Origin of the sequence: Shewanella sp. SM87, from assembly GCF_025653705.1 — a bacterium.
Taxonomy (GTDB): domain Bacteria; phylum Pseudomonadota; class Gammaproteobacteria; order Enterobacterales; family Shewanellaceae; genus Shewanella; species Shewanella oncorhynchi.
In genome coordinates, this window is record NZ_JAKKSC010000029.1 from 24,137 (window position 1) to 39,198 (window position 15,062).

At 44.4% G+C, this 15,062-nt stretch carries 16 protein-coding genes; 13 read left to right on the top strand and 3 right to left on the bottom strand.

The window, feature by feature from the left end; translation table 11 throughout:
* Positions 1–549: 549 nt before the first annotated feature.
* From L5M11_RS23905 to L5M11_RS18895, 9 genes are all read left to right on the top strand, one after another.
* Positions 550–972 carry a prepilin-type N-terminal cleavage/methylation domain-containing protein gene (locus L5M11_RS23905; RefSeq protein ID WP_317629749.1) on the top strand — a complete coding sequence of 141 codons (423 nt, stop codon included), beginning with the start codon at positions 550–552 and terminating at the stop codon, positions 970–972.
* Between the two features lie 94 nt (positions 973–1,066).
* Positions 1,067–2,776: a type IV-A pilus assembly ATPase PilB gene (gene pilB, locus L5M11_RS18860; protein WP_263176929.1), complete on the top strand. Its 1,710-nt coding sequence runs from the start codon at positions 1,067–1,069 to the stop codon at positions 2,774–2,776.
* A 53-nt stretch (positions 2,777–2,829) separates the two neighbouring features.
* Positions 2,830–4,098 (top strand): type II secretion system F family protein, encoded by a 1,269-nt coding sequence (locus L5M11_RS18865; protein WP_263176928.1) that lies wholly within the window; start codon positions 2,830–2,832, stop codon positions 4,096–4,098.
* A 32-nt stretch (positions 4,099–4,130) separates the two neighbouring features.
* Complete coding sequence (locus L5M11_RS18870) at positions 4,131–5,057, top strand: prepilin peptidase (protein ID WP_263192981.1); 927 nt, start codon at positions 4,131–4,133, stop codon at positions 5,055–5,057.
* A gap of 148 nt (positions 5,058–5,205) precedes the next feature.
* Positions 5,206–5,823, top strand: a complete 618-nt coding sequence (gene coaE, locus L5M11_RS18875) for a dephospho-CoA kinase (protein WP_263192982.1) — start codon at positions 5,206–5,208, stop codon at positions 5,821–5,823.
* Positions 5,816–6,550, top strand: coding sequence for a cell division protein ZapD (zapD, locus tag L5M11_RS18880; protein ID WP_263142932.1), 735 nt, complete (start codon positions 5,816–5,818; stop codon positions 6,548–6,550). The genes coaE and zapD overlap by 8 nt, the downstream gene beginning before the upstream one ends.
* Positions 6,551–6,623: 73 nt before the next feature.
* A complete protein-coding gene (gene yacG / locus L5M11_RS18885) occupies positions 6,624–6,833 on the top strand; it encodes a DNA gyrase inhibitor YacG (RefSeq protein ID WP_006083355.1) in 210 nt (69 codons plus the stop codon).
* A gap of 78 nt (positions 6,834–6,911) precedes the next feature.
* Entirely contained in the window at positions 6,912–7,304 is a 393-nt protein-coding gene (mutT, locus tag L5M11_RS18890; RefSeq protein ID WP_063884696.1) for an 8-oxo-dGTP diphosphatase MutT, read from the top strand.
* Between the two features lie 493 nt (positions 7,305–7,797).
* A complete protein-coding gene (locus L5M11_RS18895; protein WP_263192984.1) occupies positions 7,798–8,334 on the top strand; it encodes a thioredoxin family protein in 537 nt (178 codons plus the stop codon).
* A 66-nt stretch (positions 8,335–8,400) separates the two neighbouring features.
* Here the strand turns inward: L5M11_RS18895 and L5M11_RS18900 are convergent, their stop codons facing one another.
* Positions 8,401–9,327: an exopolyphosphatase gene (locus L5M11_RS18900; protein WP_263192985.1), complete on the bottom strand. Its 927-nt coding sequence runs from the start codon at positions 9,325–9,327 to the stop codon at positions 8,401–8,403.
* Positions 9,328–10,644, bottom strand: a complete 1,317-nt coding sequence (gene rhlB, locus L5M11_RS18905) for an ATP-dependent RNA helicase RhlB (RefSeq protein WP_063884693.1) — start codon at positions 10,642–10,644, stop codon at positions 9,328–9,330.
* Positions 10,645–10,796: 152 nt separating this feature from the next.
* Between rhlB and trxA the strand changes: the two genes are divergently transcribed.
* Positions 10,797–11,123, top strand: coding sequence for a thioredoxin TrxA (gene trxA, locus L5M11_RS18910; RefSeq protein WP_105250415.1), 327 nt, complete (start codon positions 10,797–10,799; stop codon positions 11,121–11,123).
* Between the two features lie 209 nt (positions 11,124–11,332).
* Complete coding sequence (gene rho, locus L5M11_RS18915) at positions 11,333–12,598, top strand: transcription termination factor Rho (protein ID WP_011787892.1); 1,266 nt, start codon at positions 11,333–11,335, stop codon at positions 12,596–12,598.
* Positions 12,599–12,653: 55 nt separating this feature from the next.
* Here rho and L5M11_RS18920 read toward each other — a convergent pair whose 3' ends face one another.
* Entirely contained in the window at positions 12,654–13,580 is a 927-nt protein-coding gene (locus tag L5M11_RS18920) for a LysR family transcriptional regulator (RefSeq protein WP_263192987.1), read from the bottom strand.
* Between the two features lie 134 nt (positions 13,581–13,714).
* Here L5M11_RS18920 and L5M11_RS18925 point away from each other — a divergent pair, with 134 nt between their 5' ends.
* Both L5M11_RS18925 and L5M11_RS18930 read left to right on the top strand, forming a co-directional pair.
* The gene (locus tag L5M11_RS18925) at positions 13,715–14,737 is read left to right on the top strand and encodes a zinc-binding alcohol dehydrogenase family protein (RefSeq protein ID WP_025008131.1); all 1,023 of its coding nucleotides are present in this window, start codon (positions 13,715–13,717) and stop codon (positions 14,735–14,737) included.
* Positions 14,734–15,018, top strand: a complete 285-nt coding sequence (locus L5M11_RS18930; protein ID WP_131523405.1) for a putative quinol monooxygenase — start codon at positions 14,734–14,736, stop codon at positions 15,016–15,018. Before L5M11_RS18925 ends, L5M11_RS18930 begins: the two co-directional genes overlap by 4 nt.
* The last annotated feature ends 44 nt before the right edge of the window (positions 15,019–15,062 follow it).

Sequence of the window (15,062 nt, forward strand, 5' to 3'; positions counted from 1 at the left end):
ACATAGAGAGACACGCCAGCTAAACTGATATTGTCAAAAAGTTGTTATAACCTAATATGTCGATAAGTTAGCCTTTTATACAAAAACAACACTTTATTAGTACTTTATACTTAATTTTTATTTCCTTTTACCTAACTTTGTACTAACTTTTACCAAGGCGAGATGGCCGTTTGGTCAACCTCACCTAAGGTCAGCACTGGGATTCTTTTTAAAATTGTCTAGTTCACGTTTTTTGAGAGGCATATTTTTGAAAACGTTAGCCTAAGGTGCGGTTGCCGAAACAATTTATTCAAACAAGCGCTAACCCAGCATTAACTTAGTGCTAATTTAGCGCTAATTTAGTAAAGCAGGCTTGGATAAATCAGCATGAGTAATTACACATGGGTCATTCAAGATCATCGGTGTACTGTTAATGTTACATAGATCATTATTGACATAAATGAGTTATAAAGTTTGATGAGATAAAACAATTTATAGAGTAAAACAGCGGTTAGGTTAAACACTCTATTCAACCACAGTAAGTCACTAAATAGTTAGCTGGAGAGAAAAATGAAGGCCATGAATTTAAACAAAGCATTAAATAAAAAAGCTCAGGGTTTTACTCTGATCGAACTAATGATCGTAGTAGCCATTATCGGTATTTTGGCAGCAATTGCACTGCCTGCGTATAAGGATTATGTTACCTCTGCACAAGGTGGTGCATCAATGAAAGGTATCAGTGCATTTGCACAAAAAATTCAAACTTGTAACACAACAGGTATAGGTTGTACTGGTATCCAAGCTGAAGTAGCAAAGAATACTAAAATGACAGCTTTAGCAGCAGACCCTGCTCAAGGCTCGGCAGTCAGTTTAGTATGGACAGAACCTAAATGTACTCTTACTGCTGCATTCGATGGTAATGGTGGTGTAACATACACTATGACAAGTACTGATGATTTAACTCTTTGTAAGAAAGGTGCAAATTTACCTTAAGCTAAAATTCTAATAAGACTTTTTAGTAAGAAGCTTATAAGAAGGGTAGATACAATTATTGAATTTGCCCTTCTTTATTAATTAAAGAAGAATTATGCCAACTTCAGGTCTTCATTTAGGTTTATCTACCCTATTTATCCGCAAAGGTCTGCTAAATGAAGAGCAGATGGCTAACGCCATTACTAAATCCCGTCAGAATAAACATGCCCTTGTCAGCACTTTAGTTCAAAGCAAGCTTGTCTCTGCCCGAGCAATAGCCGAACTTTGCTATGAAGAATATGGCACGCCACTACTCGATCTCAATGAATTTGATCTTGCCTCGATTCCTGAGGATTTCCTCAATAAAAAACTCATTGAGAAACACCGCTGCTTACCCCTATTTAAACGGGGAAATCGCCTCTATATAGGCACATCCGACCCGACAAATATTGCTGCCCTCGAAGATTTCCAATTTAGTGCGGGCTTGCACGCCGAAGCGATTCTCGTTGAAGAAGATAAACTCGCCAAAGCACTGGAGAAAATTCTCGAAGTAGATATTAGCGGCCTAGATTTAGGCGGTATGGATGAAGCGGCTCTAGCCAATATTGAAATAACGGATACCGACAGACGCAATGAAGAGTCAACAGGTGAAAGTAGTGATGATGCGCCTATTGTTATCTATATCAATAAAATTCTAACCGATGCTATCCGTAAAGGTGCCTCGGATTTACATTTTGAACCCTATGAGAAGCGCTACCGCATTCGTTTTCGCATCGACGGTATTCTCCACGAAGTTTCCGAACCCCCTATTAGCCTTGCAAACCGTTTATCGGCGCGGTTAAAAGTAATGTCAAAACTTGATATCGCCGAACGCCGCGTGCCGCAAGACGGCCGAATCAAGATGAAACTTTCCCGCACTAAGTCCATCGACTTTCGGGTAAGCACTTTGCCGACCCTGTGGGGCGAAAAAATTGTAATGCGGATTTTGGATTCATCCTCCGCACAATTGGGCATTGAAAAGCTTGGCTACGAGCCTGACCAAGAAAAACTCTATCTTGAGATGTTGGCAAAACCCCAAGGGATGATTTTAGTGACCGGTCCTACTGGCTCAGGTAAAACCGTCTCCCTCTATACAGGGTTAAATATTCTTAATACCGAAGAGCGTAATATTTCTACCGCCGAAGATCCGGTAGAAATAAACCTTGAGGGCGTAAACCAAGTTCACATTAACTTAAAAGCCGGCCTCACTTTCGCCTCCGCTTTACGTTCATTCCTACGCCAAGATCCCGATGTGGTGATGGTGGGTGAAATTCGCGATCTTGAAACCGCCGAAATTGCCATTAAAGCGGCACAAACGGGCCACTTAGTACTATCAACCTTGCACACAAACTCGGCTGCCGAAACCTTGACTCGTTTAATCAATATGGGTGTACCAGGTTATAACATCGCCAGCTCAGTTAACCTGATTATTGCCCAGCGTTTGGCACGTCGACTTTGCCCCGAATGTAAGCAAGCTGAAATCATCCCTGAGCATGAACTATTACGTTTAGGTTTTGCCCAAGCACAAATTACACAAGGTTTTACCACCTTTAAACCTGTGGGCTGCGAGCATTGCTCCGGCGGCTACAAAGGCCGGGTTGGTATTTACGAAGTGATGAAGATGTCCGATGAAATAGCGCGTACTATCATGGAAGGCGGTAACTCCTTACAAATCGCCTCCCAAGCTAAAGCGCAAGGGATGCGTGATTTACGGCAATCAGGATTATTGAAAGTGATGCATGGCGTCACCAGCATTGCAGAAGTCAATCGTGTAACCAGTTTTTAAGAGTAGAGCACTGCAAAGAGCGCCCTGCTTTTACAACCAAACAGAGATTATTTATGGCTACGGCAACAACAGTAAGAAAGTCTCGCGGCAAAAAAAACGAGCGAAAAAGCCAGCCCAAAATCTATACCTTCGAATGGAAAGGCGTAAATCGCGACGGCAAAAAAACGGCAGGAGAGCTTAGAGGTGCAACCGCAGCCGAAATCCGTAGTCAGCTTAAATCCCAAGGAGTAAACCCTAAGAGCGTTCGTAAGCAGTCCTCTCCGCTATTTAAGTTAGGTGAAGCCAACATCACCCCAATGGATGTTGCCATGATGACCCGTCAAGTCGCGACTATGTTGGCGGCAGGCGTTCCTTTGGTAACGACATTTGAACTACTCGGCCGTGGCCATGAAAAAGCTAAAATGCGGGAATTACTGGGTACTATTTTAACCGACATTCAATCGGGTATTCCCTTATCCGATGCCATGCGCCCCCATAGACGTTACTTCGACGAACTTTATGTAGACTTAGTCGCCGCGGGTGAGCACTCAGGTTCACTCGATTTGGTTTTTGATCGCGTCGCCACCTACAGAGAAAAATCAGAAGCGCTCAAATCAAAAATTAAGAAGGCCATGTTTTATCCTGCTGCAGTTGTAATTGTCGCTATTTTAGTTACGGTTTTGTTACTTCTTTTTGTGGTGCCACAGTTTGAAGATATTTTTAAGGGCTTTGGTGCAGAACTGCCAGCCTTTACGCAACTGGTACTGCATATTTCCCGCGGCTTACAATCCTCTTGGTATATCTTTTTAGCCGCTATTGTCGGCGGTGTATTTTTGTTTGTACGCGCACATCGAAACTCGCAAATGGTGAGAGATAGAGTCGATGAAGCCGTGCTAAAAATCCCTGCCATTGGACCGATTTTACACAAAGGTGCCATGGCTCGTTTCGCCCGCACCTTAGCTACCACATTTGCTGCAGGTGTGCCGTTAATTGATGGCTTAGAATCCGCCGCTGGCGCATCGGGTAATGCCGTTTATCGCAAAGCAATATTGAATATTCGCCAAGAGGTAATGGCGGGGATGCAAATGAATGTCGCGATGCAAACCACAGGGCTCTTCCCCGATATGCTAGTTCAGATGGTGATGATAGGCGAAGAATCCGGCTCGCTGGATAACATGCTCAACAAAGTCTCAACCATCTATGAAATGCAGGTCGACGATGCGGTTGATGGTTTATCAAGCCTAATTGAACCTATTATGATGGTAGTCATAGGTACTGTGGTCGGCGGGTTAATTGTCGCTATGTATCTTCCTATCTTCCAAATGGGTAAAATCGTCAGTTAATTCATTCGATTCAAATAAAATAAGAAAACTAAATGTCAGAATTTATCTCTCTTTTGGGCCACTCTTTTGATCAGAGTCCTTGGCTCTTTATTACGCTAAGCTTTATTTTTGCCGCCACCATAGGCAGTTTTTTAAACGTAGTGATCCACAGATTTCCTGTGATGATGAAACGGGAATGGCAGCAAGAATGTAATCAGTATTTGCAGGAATACCACGCTGAGATAGTCACAAAAATCGGTATTGATAAACTCAATACACCTATAGATAGCTTCCCCGAAAAATATAATCTCGTGGTGCCGGGCTCTGCTTGCACTAAGTGCAAAACGGCGATTAAACCTTGGCATAATTTACCTGTATTTGGTTGGTTAATGCTCAAGGGAAAATGCGCCGCCTGTCACGCACCGATTTCCGCCCGCTACCCTATTATTGAATTCATCACAGGGCTACTTATCGCGACTTTAGCGTGGCACTTTGGTCCAAGCTGGCAATTTGTCTTTGCGAGCATACTGACATTTGTACTTGTCGCCCTTACTGGTATCGATCTTGATGAGATGCTGCTGCCAGATCAAATGACGTTACCGTTACTTTGGCTCGGCTTGATCATCAATCTAAATCATACCTTTGCGAGCCCAACCGATGCCATTATCGGTGCGGCGGCAGGCTATTTGAGTCTATGGTCCATTTTCTGGTTGTTTAAAATCCTCACAGGTAAAGAAGGCATGGGTTATGGCGACTTTAAATTACTCGCCGTTTTCGGTGCTTGGCTCGGCTGGCAAATGCTGCCGCTGGTCATTTTACTTTCGTCCTTAGTCGGAGCTGTCGTCGGTATCACTATGATTGTAAGTAAACGCCTCAAACAAGGTAATCCCATCCCATTTGGGCCTTATATTGCTGCCGCAGGCTGGATAGCCCTAATATGGGGTCAACCTATAGTGGATTGGTACTTAAGTACGTTATAGAACAGGCTTCACTTAAGGATAACGGAACGTTCGCAAGCTCACTCACTGAACGCTTCGCTTACCGTAAGGGCGAAGCCCGTTCCGTAGACTGTAAGGACGAAGTCCGTCCTAGCAGCGTAGCGTACTTCATAGCTTTTAAGAGAGTTTTATGTCCAAATTTATTGTTGGTTTAACGGGTGGGATTGGTAGCGGTAAAACGACTGTTGCCAATTTATTCGCCGCAGAAGGCATTACCTTAGTCGACGCCGATATCGTTGCCCGCGACGTTGTCGCTCAGGGTTCAAAAGGGCTTGAGGTCATCGTTAGCCATTTTGGCATTGAGATGTTAACGCCAGAAGGTGAACTCGATCGCGCCAAACTGCGGCAACGGATATTTAGCCACCCTGAAGAACGTGAATGGTTAAACCAACTATTACACCCCATGATCCGCCAAGAAATGCTAGCGCAGGTAGAAAAAGCAACCTCAGCCTATGTAATTATGGTCGTACCCTTGCTATTTGAGAACGGGTTAGATAGGTTAGTCAATCGGACTTTAGTGGTGGATATTTCGCCTGAGTTGCAAATCAGCCGCACCATAAAAAGGGACAATGTTGATGCATCTCAAGTAAATAACATCATTAACAGCCAATTGAGCCGCAGCGAAAAACTCGCCCGAGCCGACGACATTATTGATAATCAGGGAGAGATATCAACCTTAAAACGAGAGGTGCTAGCATTGCACCAACGCTATTTACAACTATCTGGTACTCATAACGCCCATGACTGAATTAGTTTACGAACAGCCCCTAAACGAGAAAATTCGCAGCTACTTGCGGCTCGAATACCTCGATAAACAGCTGCAAAGTAACCTAAGCAATGACCACCAACATAGATGTTTTTATCCGCTGTTTTCCCTCTGTGAATTGTCTGAACGCTGCGATTATCGCAATGAAGTATTAAAAGATATTGAGCGGCACTTGCTGCAACTGAACAAATGGCAAGAATTAGATCACGTCGACCACCAGCAAATCAATATCTATATCAACGCCCTCACCCAAGCCCGCGAACCGTTACAAAAGCCTGAACGCTTCGGCAGCCAATTAAAACAAGACAAATTTATTTCCGCACTACGACAACGCTTCGGCATGCCAGGTGCTTGCTGTAACTTCGACCTACCGCAACTGCATTATTGGCTATCTAAACCTTGGGAAGAAAAACAGCACGATTATCGCTCTTGGATAACGCATTTCGAACCTTTGCTCACCCCCATCACACTATTACTCCAACTCACCCGCAGTACAGCCCATTACGACAATGCCGTTGCCCATGCTGGCTTTTATCAAGGTGACAGTGCCCAAGCACTTGCTTTGGTAAGGGTTAAAGTCGATGCTTCCCACGGGTGTTATCCTACGATTAGCGGCCATAAAAACCGTTTCGCTATCCATTTTGTGCAGTTTGAACAACAACGCCACTCCGACCGTTCAATTGATTTCTTACTGGCTACCTGTGCATGAAGCCTTTACACTAATGGCCTGAAAGACATTAGTATTAGCGGCCGCTTTATCGCCGTTAACCAAGAGAACAATTATGCCATTGACCGTTAACTGCCCTATTTGCAAAGCCCCTGTCGAGTGGGTGCCACAATCTGCATTTAAACCTTTTTGCAGCGAGCGCTGTAAGTTGATCGACCTCGGTGATTGGGCGTCAGAAAAACACGTCATCCCAGTCAAAGCCGAGTTTGATCCAGAAGCATTTGATGAATTTGATCTCGATGAAGGCGATTTTTTTAAAGAGTAATTTTGGGTTTACACACGAATAACTCAGCTCAAGCCTTTAATGCACTTACTTTTACCCACTCATTAATCGATAAATATTATGACTAAACGCATCCATGTTGCCGTCGGCATTATTACTAACTCGGCCGGTGAAATTCTGTTGGCAAAACGCCCAGATCATTTACATCAAGGTGGGAAATGGGAATTTCCTGGTGGTAAGGTTGAGACAGGCGAAACTGTCACTCAGGCATTGATCCGTGAACTCAAAGAGGAAGTCGCGCTCAATGTCACTGATAGTCAGCCATTTATGGCGTTGAGTTTCGACTATCCCGATAAACAAGTGCTACTCGATATCCATTCAGTCACAGAATTTAACGGCACAGCCCAAGGCCTTGAAGGCCAGCTTATCGCTTGGGTCACTAAAGCCGATTTAATTAATTATGACTTCCCCGAGGCTAACAAGCCTATTTTAGAAAAAATTCTGGCTCAGTAATCAAGTAATTTACCTTATCCTCTCAATGTGTTCTGCCCCCGAATCACGATTCGGGGATGAAATTTTTCAATGCCTTAACTCCACAAACTAAGCAATTCTGTGATCGTTAAGCTTACATACCCAAACCACCTGAAGATGCAGGATTCAGCGGGAATTTTACGCACTTTAGGCAAGGCGGCTATTTGCAGACCTAGCGGGCTAAGTTAAAAATAATCAACACAGCATAAAGTGCGTTAAAACACGCCGAGACGGAGCGCCTAGGGCACTCCACTTCCGTGTTGCATCAATTCAAAAGGTGGCCGACATTCTGTCATTGATGCGCCTTGAATTGAAGCACCCTAGGCGCTCTGAAACTCGTATCTTCAGGTAGCTTGGGTATAGATATTAGCAATGCGTGATCTTGCTTGCAGCAAATCAATTAATCGCTTTAATCGTATCCAGAATAATGTTTGAATCGAATTTCATTCTTTCTCTTCGATTTCGAGGGCGCATCATGCACAATAACGTTAAGGCATTCCTAGCCACTACTGCCTTATTTTTTAGTTGTCAGGTACTAGCCAATGGTGGCTGTGGATTTGAAGAACAACAACAGGGTTTAATTGCGACCTGCAGTGAGGAGAAACAAGAAGTGATTTTAACTGGCATAGTAGAAGCACAACATTTAGTCACAGATCTCAATGAGTTTGCTGAAGGGTATAAAACCTATCAAGTCGATACCACTGCAATCACCCCGCTTAAAAGCATCGCTGAACCTACAGAAATTGTAGTGATCATTGGTACTTGGTGCCCAGATTGTCACCGGGAAACGCCGCGCTTTATCCGTATTATGGAAGAAGTCACTAATCCCAATATTAAAGTGACCTATATTGGTGTCGACCGAACGAAAAAAGATCCCGAAGGCTTAGCCGCAAAATACGACTTTACCCGCATTCCAACCTTTATTGTACTGCAGCAAGGTAAAGAAGTTGGCCGCATCGTAGAACGCCCAACGGTTTCCTTAGAAAAAGATCTCGCCGACTTATTGAAATAATCGGCACAGTACAAACATTAAAGGCCGCATCGCGGCCTTTAGTTTTTATCATGTTTTAATAAAACATTAGCTGACTTCGTCAATAATTCGCTGAGTTAACATCACTAAAACACCTTCACGTAATGCGCCGCCAGATAAGGCTAAATGCTCGATCCCCAGCAACTCAAACAAAGCCAATAAAATAGCGACACCCGCAGCAAAAGTCGGTGCTCGCTCACTGCAAAGCCCAACAATCCCCATTAAGCTAATATCTTCTTGAGCCAGGATCTCAGCCTTCAACTGAGTAAGCACATCGAGTGTGATAGTTTCAGATAACCCTCGGTGTAGTAACACTTCTACCACGGACTGTACAGCCCCGGAGGCACCAACGACACAATGCCAACCAAGATCACGTAGGGTTTGTCTATGCTCAGCTAATGCGGTTAGCACTTGCTGCTTAGCATCATCAAAATCTAACTGCTGCAGCGGCAAACTGCTGAAAAATTGGCGATTATAAGTCACACTACCAAAGGGCAAACTGGTTTTGAACAACACTTGATGCCCATCGCCGATGATAAACTCTGTACTCGCCCCACCGATATCAATAACTAAGCGACGGCCTTGACCACAAGTGGTCGCCACCATACCTTGATAGATAAGCTCTGCTTCACGCATACCAGAGATAATTTCGATCGGATGACCTAAGAGTGGCAATGCACGCTGATTAAACTCATCAGCATTGCTAATACTGCGAAGAGTTGCAGTTGCAATCACAGCAACATGGTTTGCTTCAATCTTATGTTGTACCAACATCTGGGCAAACATACTCAAACAGTCGAGGCCGCGCTGCATGACATCGGGGCTTAATTTGCCATCGTTGCCTATGCCTTCGGCGAGCCTCACCTTGCGTTTATATTTCGCAATAATATGCGGCTGACCACCACGCGTTTTGGCGATCAGCATATTAAAACTATTTGAGCCTAATGTTATAGCGGCATAAGCGGGTGTTGGCATTTACGAATGTCTACGTGTCCTATCATGACGAGGAGGGCGAGCACCACTGCGTTGAGCTCCTGGGCGGCTTGCCCCTGAACGATCACGCAAGTTTCGAGTGCCGCTAGGGTGTTTACGGTGGATCTTCGCTGGCGTAGGAATATCGGCCAGTAAAGCTTCACTATCGTAGTTACTTACTGGAATCGAATGATTGATGTAGCTTTCGATTGCAGGCAAGTTCAATGCGTACTCTTCACAGGCAAAGCTTATCGACATGCCTTTGTTGCCCGCACGACCCGTACGACCGATTCGGTGAACATAGTCTTCGCAATCATCAGGTAAATCATAGTTATACACGTGTGAAACGTCAGAAATATGTAGACCACGAGCCGCAACATCAGTAGCAACCAATATATCTAGCTGGCCACTGGTAAATTGCTCAAGGATACGAATACGCTTTTTCTGTGGCACATCACCCGTTAATAAACCCACACGATGTCCGTCACCTTCAAGCCAAGACCAAAGCGTTTCACAACTGTGCTTAGTGTTGGAGAAAACGATGGCTTTTTCTGGCCAATCTTCTTCAATCAAGGTCAACAGCAAACGCATCTTCTCTTCTTGGGAAGGATAGAAGATTTCTTCTTTGATGTTTTTGGAGGTTTTTTCTTCGGGGGCGATTTCGACTTTAACGGGCTCATTCATATGATCATAAGCCAGCTCTTGTACTTTCATGGACAAGGTTGCCGAAAATAGCATATTAAGACGTTGATTTGCCTCAGGCATACGTCTAAATAAGAAGCGGATATCTTTAATAAAACCAAGATCAAACATACGATCGGCTTCATCAAGTACTACTGCCTGAATTGAATTCAAGCCAATAATACCTTGGCGAACGTAGTCGATAATTCGACCCGTTGTACCAATCAAGATATCAACACCTTGATCTAATACTTTACGCTGCACATCGTAACTTTCACCGCCATAAACAATACCCACCTTTAAGTGTGTGTGCTTGGCGAGTAAAATCGCATCTTTGGCAATCTGAATCGCCAGTTCGCGAGTCGGGGCCATAATGATGGCGCGGGGCTGATTAATCAGTCGACCTTCAGGTATGGGAGTCGATAATAAATGATTAAACGTGGCGACCAAAAAGGCCATTGTCTTACCAGTGCCCGTTTGTGCTTGGCCTGCGATATCTTTTGATTGGAGTAATACAGGCAGTGATAACGCCTGGATCGGCGTACAAAATTCGAAGCCGTTCTCGGCAAGGGCCTGTTTAACCTCAGGATGTAGAGGTAGGTCGGCAAACCTTTGGGTAGATAGATGTGTTTCGCTCATAGCGCAAGCTTACCTGTTGAGGTTGCAATAAGATACTCGATCGTTTGAAATAGCCACATTGTAAAAAGGTAACTTGAAAAGCTATTTTTCAGCCCCAATATACATGGTAAGCCATTAACAAACCAGCAATGGCACCCAAACTGGAGAACATCATGAGCGATAAAATTATATACCTGAGTGACGACAGCTTCGAAAACGACGTATTAAAGTCTGATTTGCCAGTATTGGTAGACTTCTGGGCCGAGTGGTGTGGTCCTTGTAAAATGATCGCTCCAATTTTAGACGATGTGTCTGAAGAATATGCAGGTCGCTTGACTATCGCTAAATTAAACGTTGACCAAAACAATGTTTCTCCAGCGAAATATGGCGTTCGTGGCATCCCAACTTTACTGCTATTCAAGAACGGCGAATTAGCCGCGACTAAAGTTGGCGCACTCTCAAAAACGCAATTGAAAGAGTTTATCGACGCTCAAATCTAATTTGACGTCGTAATGAGTGACCTCCGGCACAAGCTATAAATTAATTGTGCCGGAATTTCCCTAAATTTCTGGACGCCCCGCTTTGTTAGTGCTACTTTAATAACCAGATTCTTTCTAATAACCTCTTCTCGCTCGTCAATCACTATCCTGAATTACATCCTTACTGATTGATCGCGGTAAGCTTTGTCGCGTAACACAAGACCCCCAAAATGAACTTAACTGAATTAAAAGACACGCCGATTTCTGACCTAGTCTCGCTAGCTGAAAATATGAAGCTCGAAAATATGGCCCGCGCTCGCAAGCAGGACATTATTTTCTCAATCCTTAAAGCCCACGCAAAAAGTGGAGAAGACATTTTCGGTGGTGGGGTATTAGAAATACTCCAAGACGGTTTCGGCTTCTTACGCAGCTCAGACGGTTCTTATTTAGCTGGTCCAGATGACATCTATGTCTCACCAAGCCAAATTCGCCGCTTCAACATGCGAACGGGTGATACCATTTTTGGTAAAATTCGCCCACCAAAAGAAGGCGAGCGTTATTTTGCTCTATTGAAAGTCAACGAAGTTAACTTCGATAAACCAGAAAACTCCCGTAATAAAATCCTCTTTGAAAACTTAACCCCACTCCACGCAGAAGAACGTATGCGTATGGAGCGCGGCAACGGCTCAACTGAAGATATTACCGCGCGTATTCTGGATTTATGCTCACCGATTGGTAAAGGTCAACGTGGTTTGATCGTTGCACCACCAAAAGCCGGTAAAACGCTATTACTTCAAGGTATTGCTCAAAGCATCAGCTACAACAACCCAGAAGTGGTGTTGATGGTATTACTGATCGACGAACGCCCAGAAGAAGTAACTGAGATGCAGCGCCTCGTTAAAGGCGAAGTTATCGCATCAACCTTCGATGAGCCAGCCAGCCGCCACGTTCAAGTTGCCGAAATGGTGATTGAAAAAGCAAAACGTTTGGTTGAGCACAAGAAAGACGTCGTTATCTTACTCGATTCGATTACCCGTTTAGCCCGTGCCTATAACACTGTTATCCCATCATCGGGCAAAGTGTTAACGGGTGGTGTGGATGCTAACGCCCTGCACCGTCCAAAACGCTTCTTCGGTGCGGCACGTAACATCGAACACGGCGGCAGCTTGACCATTATCGCCACAGCCTTGGTTGATACGGGTTCTAAGATGGACGAAGTGATCTACGAAGAATTTAAAGGTACAGGTAACCAAGAGCTACATTTGTCACGTAAAGCGGCAGAAAAGCGTGTGTTCCCAGCCATTGACTTCAACCGCAGCGGTACCCGTCGTGAAGAAAAACTCACGACTCAAGAAGAACTGCAAAAAATGTGGATCCTGCGTAAGATCCTCAATCCTATGGATGAAGTCAGCGCAATGGAATTCTTAATCGATAAATTGGCGATGACCAAGACTAACGAAGAGTTCTTTACCGCCATGAAACGCACTAAGTCTTAAATCTCACTCAGTGAGTCTCTAAACTAAAAGCCGCATTATGCGGCTTTTTTGTTATCTAAGATTTTTTCACTGCTAATATTTTACTCAAGTTTTTACTCAAAGCCTGTGTTCGCTGCCGGAGCATTTCCCGTAGTAAGAGCACGACAGGCGTGACATGTTCACGTCCTGGGCACACTAAGTACAAATCGACGGGCTCCCCCTGATACTCAGGCAACAAACGTACTAATCGCCCTGAGATTAAGTCATCGGCCAGATCTAGACTCGACTTAAATACCAACCCTTTGCCAGCCACAGCCCAACGGCGGGCAATCTCGGCATCATTAGCACTACGATTGCCCGTGACACGCACTTTGAATTCTTGAGCATCACGCCTAAATAGCCATTGATCGTGGGTGCGATCATCCAACTTATAAAACAAGCAATTATGCTCAACTAATTGTTCTAATGAATCAAGCGCACCAAACTTGGCGAGATATTCAGGTGAGGCGCACAAAACACGATCAACACTGCAGATAGGGAAAGCCACTTGGTTAGAATCCTGCGGTTTTCCATAGCGCACGGCGACATCAATTTTATCGTGGTAAAAACTGCTGATATTGTCGCCAAGGTGCAAGCGCACTTGTAGTTGAGGAAAATCGAGCAAAAACTCGTCGAGCCAAGGCACAAACAGATTACGGCCAAAGTCTGAAGAAACCGAAAGGCTTAAGGTACCAGATATTTTACCTTTATCACTGGCGATAGCTTGTTCGCCAAGCGCTAAATCGCTTAGCGCACGTCGGCAATGAATAAGATAACGTTCACCTTGCACAGTCAAACGTAAGCTGCGTGTCGTGCGGATAAATAAACTAGTATCGAGCTGTTTCTCAAGCCGTTTTATTGCTGCACTGGCAGAAGCAGCCGAGATATCCATCTCGGCTGCTGCGGCAGATATATTGCCGCAATCAGCGACTCGCACGAACAAAGCTAAATCATTAATTAGCATGATTATCAAAAATCCTTTGAAAAAATTACAAACTTTATCCTGTTTATCTCTTGGCTAATATTCCACACAATGGCTACACGATACAAGTACACTCAAACAAGTAGACTCCAGCAAGTACACCCAGAGGAATAAACATGAAAGCCATTGGTTACCAGACAGCGGGTGCAATCACAGCGCCCAATGCATTAGAAAACATCACGCTAGCCGAGCCAACGGCGACAGGTTTTGACCTTTTAGTGGAAATCAAAGCCATTTCTGTCAATCCGGTTGATACAAAAATCCGTGCATCTAGCTCTGCACCTGCAGGCGAATACAAAATTATCGGCTGGGATGCGGTCGGTGTCGTCAAAGCCGTTGGTGAGAAAGTCAGTCTTTTCAACGTTGGCGATGAAGTGTGGTATGCGGGCGATATCAGTCGCAGCGGAAGTTATGCAGAATATCAATTGGTTGATGAGCGAATTGTCGGCCATAAACCTAAAAGTTTAACCTATACCCAAGCCGCGGCATTACCTTTAACGGGGATTACGGCATGGGAGATTTTATTCGACCGTTTAGCTTTACCCCAAGATGGTTCGGCAACTGACGCCCGTATTTTAATTATCGGTGCGGCCGGCGGTGTGGGTTCAATCATCACTCAGCTTGCAGTAAAACTCACAGGTGCAGAAGTGATAGGCACTGCATCTCGTCCAGAATCCGCCGCTTGGGTGCACAAACTTGGTGCCGATGCTGTTATCGACCACACCAAGCCACTTTCACAGGAGCTTGCCAATATTGGCATTACTGATGTGACCCATGTGATTAGCTTAACCCAAACCGATCAACATTTTGATGAAATAGTACAAGTGCTTAAGCCACAAGGAAAACTAGCATTAATCGATGATCCTAAGGGGCCATTAGATGTGATGAAACTTAAGCGTAAAAGCTTATCCTTACACTGGGAACTGATGTTTACCCGCAGCCTATATCAGACCGAGGATATGATTGCGCAACATCACTTACTCAACCGCTTAAGCGCCCTTATCGATACAGGCGAGTTACAGAGTACGTTCGGTGAACACTACGGCACCATTAATGCCCAAAACTTAATCAAAGCTCACGCTCAGATAGAGTCTGGCAAAGCGATCGGTAAAATTGTTTTAGAAGGTTTTAACCAATGAAAATAACAGTATTTGCCCAAATCATAGCGAATCAAGGCCAAAGCGATACGCTATTTAAGATACTCAAGCAACTCGTGACAGACACTCATACCGAGGCTGGCTGCATCGAATACAAACTGCATCACTCATTAGATGATGAAAATATCTTCTGGATGTACGAAATTTGGCAATCCAAAGCAGCACTGGATGAACATATGGCGAGTACGCACTTTCAAGCATTCGTCGCTCAAACCGCAGACATAATCAATCGAGCTGACATTCACAAAAGCTACGCCTGCTAATCAACAAAAAAGCGCCAAACACGTTGGCGCTTTTCATCATTTAT

Excerpts from the sequence above, each read along its gene's own strand:
- L5M11_RS18930 (WP_131523405.1), top strand. The coding sequence starts at position 14,734 with ATGAAAATAACAGTATTTGCCCAAATCATAGCGAATCAAGGCCAAAGC.
- coaE (WP_263192982.1), top strand. The coding sequence starts at position 5,206 with ATGTCCAAATTTATTGTTGGTTTAACGGGTGGGATTGGTAGCGGTAAA.
- zapD (WP_263142932.1), top strand. The coding sequence starts at position 5,816 with ATGACTGAATTAGTTTACGAACAGCCCCTAAACGAGAAAATTCGCAGC.
- pilB (WP_263176929.1), top strand. The coding sequence starts at position 1,067 with ATGCCAACTTCAGGTCTTCATTTAGGTTTATCTACCCTATTTATCCGC.
- L5M11_RS18865 (WP_263176928.1), top strand. The coding sequence starts at position 2,830 with ATGGCTACGGCAACAACAGTAAGAAAGTCTCGCGGCAAAAAAAACGAG.
- L5M11_RS18925 (WP_025008131.1), top strand. The coding sequence starts at position 13,715 with ATGAAAGCCATTGGTTACCAGACAGCGGGTGCAATCACAGCGCCCAAT.
- L5M11_RS23905 (WP_317629749.1), top strand. The coding sequence starts at position 550 with ATGAAGGCCATGAATTTAAACAAAGCATTAAATAAAAAAGCTCAGGGT.
- yacG (WP_006083355.1), top strand. The coding sequence starts at position 6,624 with ATGCCATTGACCGTTAACTGCCCTATTTGCAAAGCCCCTGTCGAGTGG.
- L5M11_RS18895 (WP_263192984.1), top strand. The coding sequence starts at position 7,798 with ATGCACAATAACGTTAAGGCATTCCTAGCCACTACTGCCTTATTTTTT.
- L5M11_RS18900 (WP_263192985.1), bottom strand. The coding sequence starts at position 9,327 with ATGCCAACACCCGCTTATGCCGCTATAACATTAGGCTCAAATAGTTTT.
- rhlB (WP_063884693.1), bottom strand. The coding sequence starts at position 10,644 with ATGAGCGAAACACATCTATCTACCCAAAGGTTTGCCGACCTACCTCTA.
- L5M11_RS18870 (WP_263192981.1), top strand. The coding sequence starts at position 4,131 with ATGTCAGAATTTATCTCTCTTTTGGGCCACTCTTTTGATCAGAGTCCT.
- trxA (WP_105250415.1), top strand. The coding sequence starts at position 10,797 with ATGAGCGATAAAATTATATACCTGAGTGACGACAGCTTCGAAAACGAC.
- rho (WP_011787892.1), top strand. The coding sequence starts at position 11,333 with ATGAACTTAACTGAATTAAAAGACACGCCGATTTCTGACCTAGTCTCG.
- L5M11_RS18920 (WP_263192987.1), bottom strand. The coding sequence starts at position 13,580 with ATGCTAATTAATGATTTAGCTTTGTTCGTGCGAGTCGCTGATTGCGGC.
- mutT (WP_063884696.1), top strand. The coding sequence starts at position 6,912 with ATGACTAAACGCATCCATGTTGCCGTCGGCATTATTACTAACTCGGCC.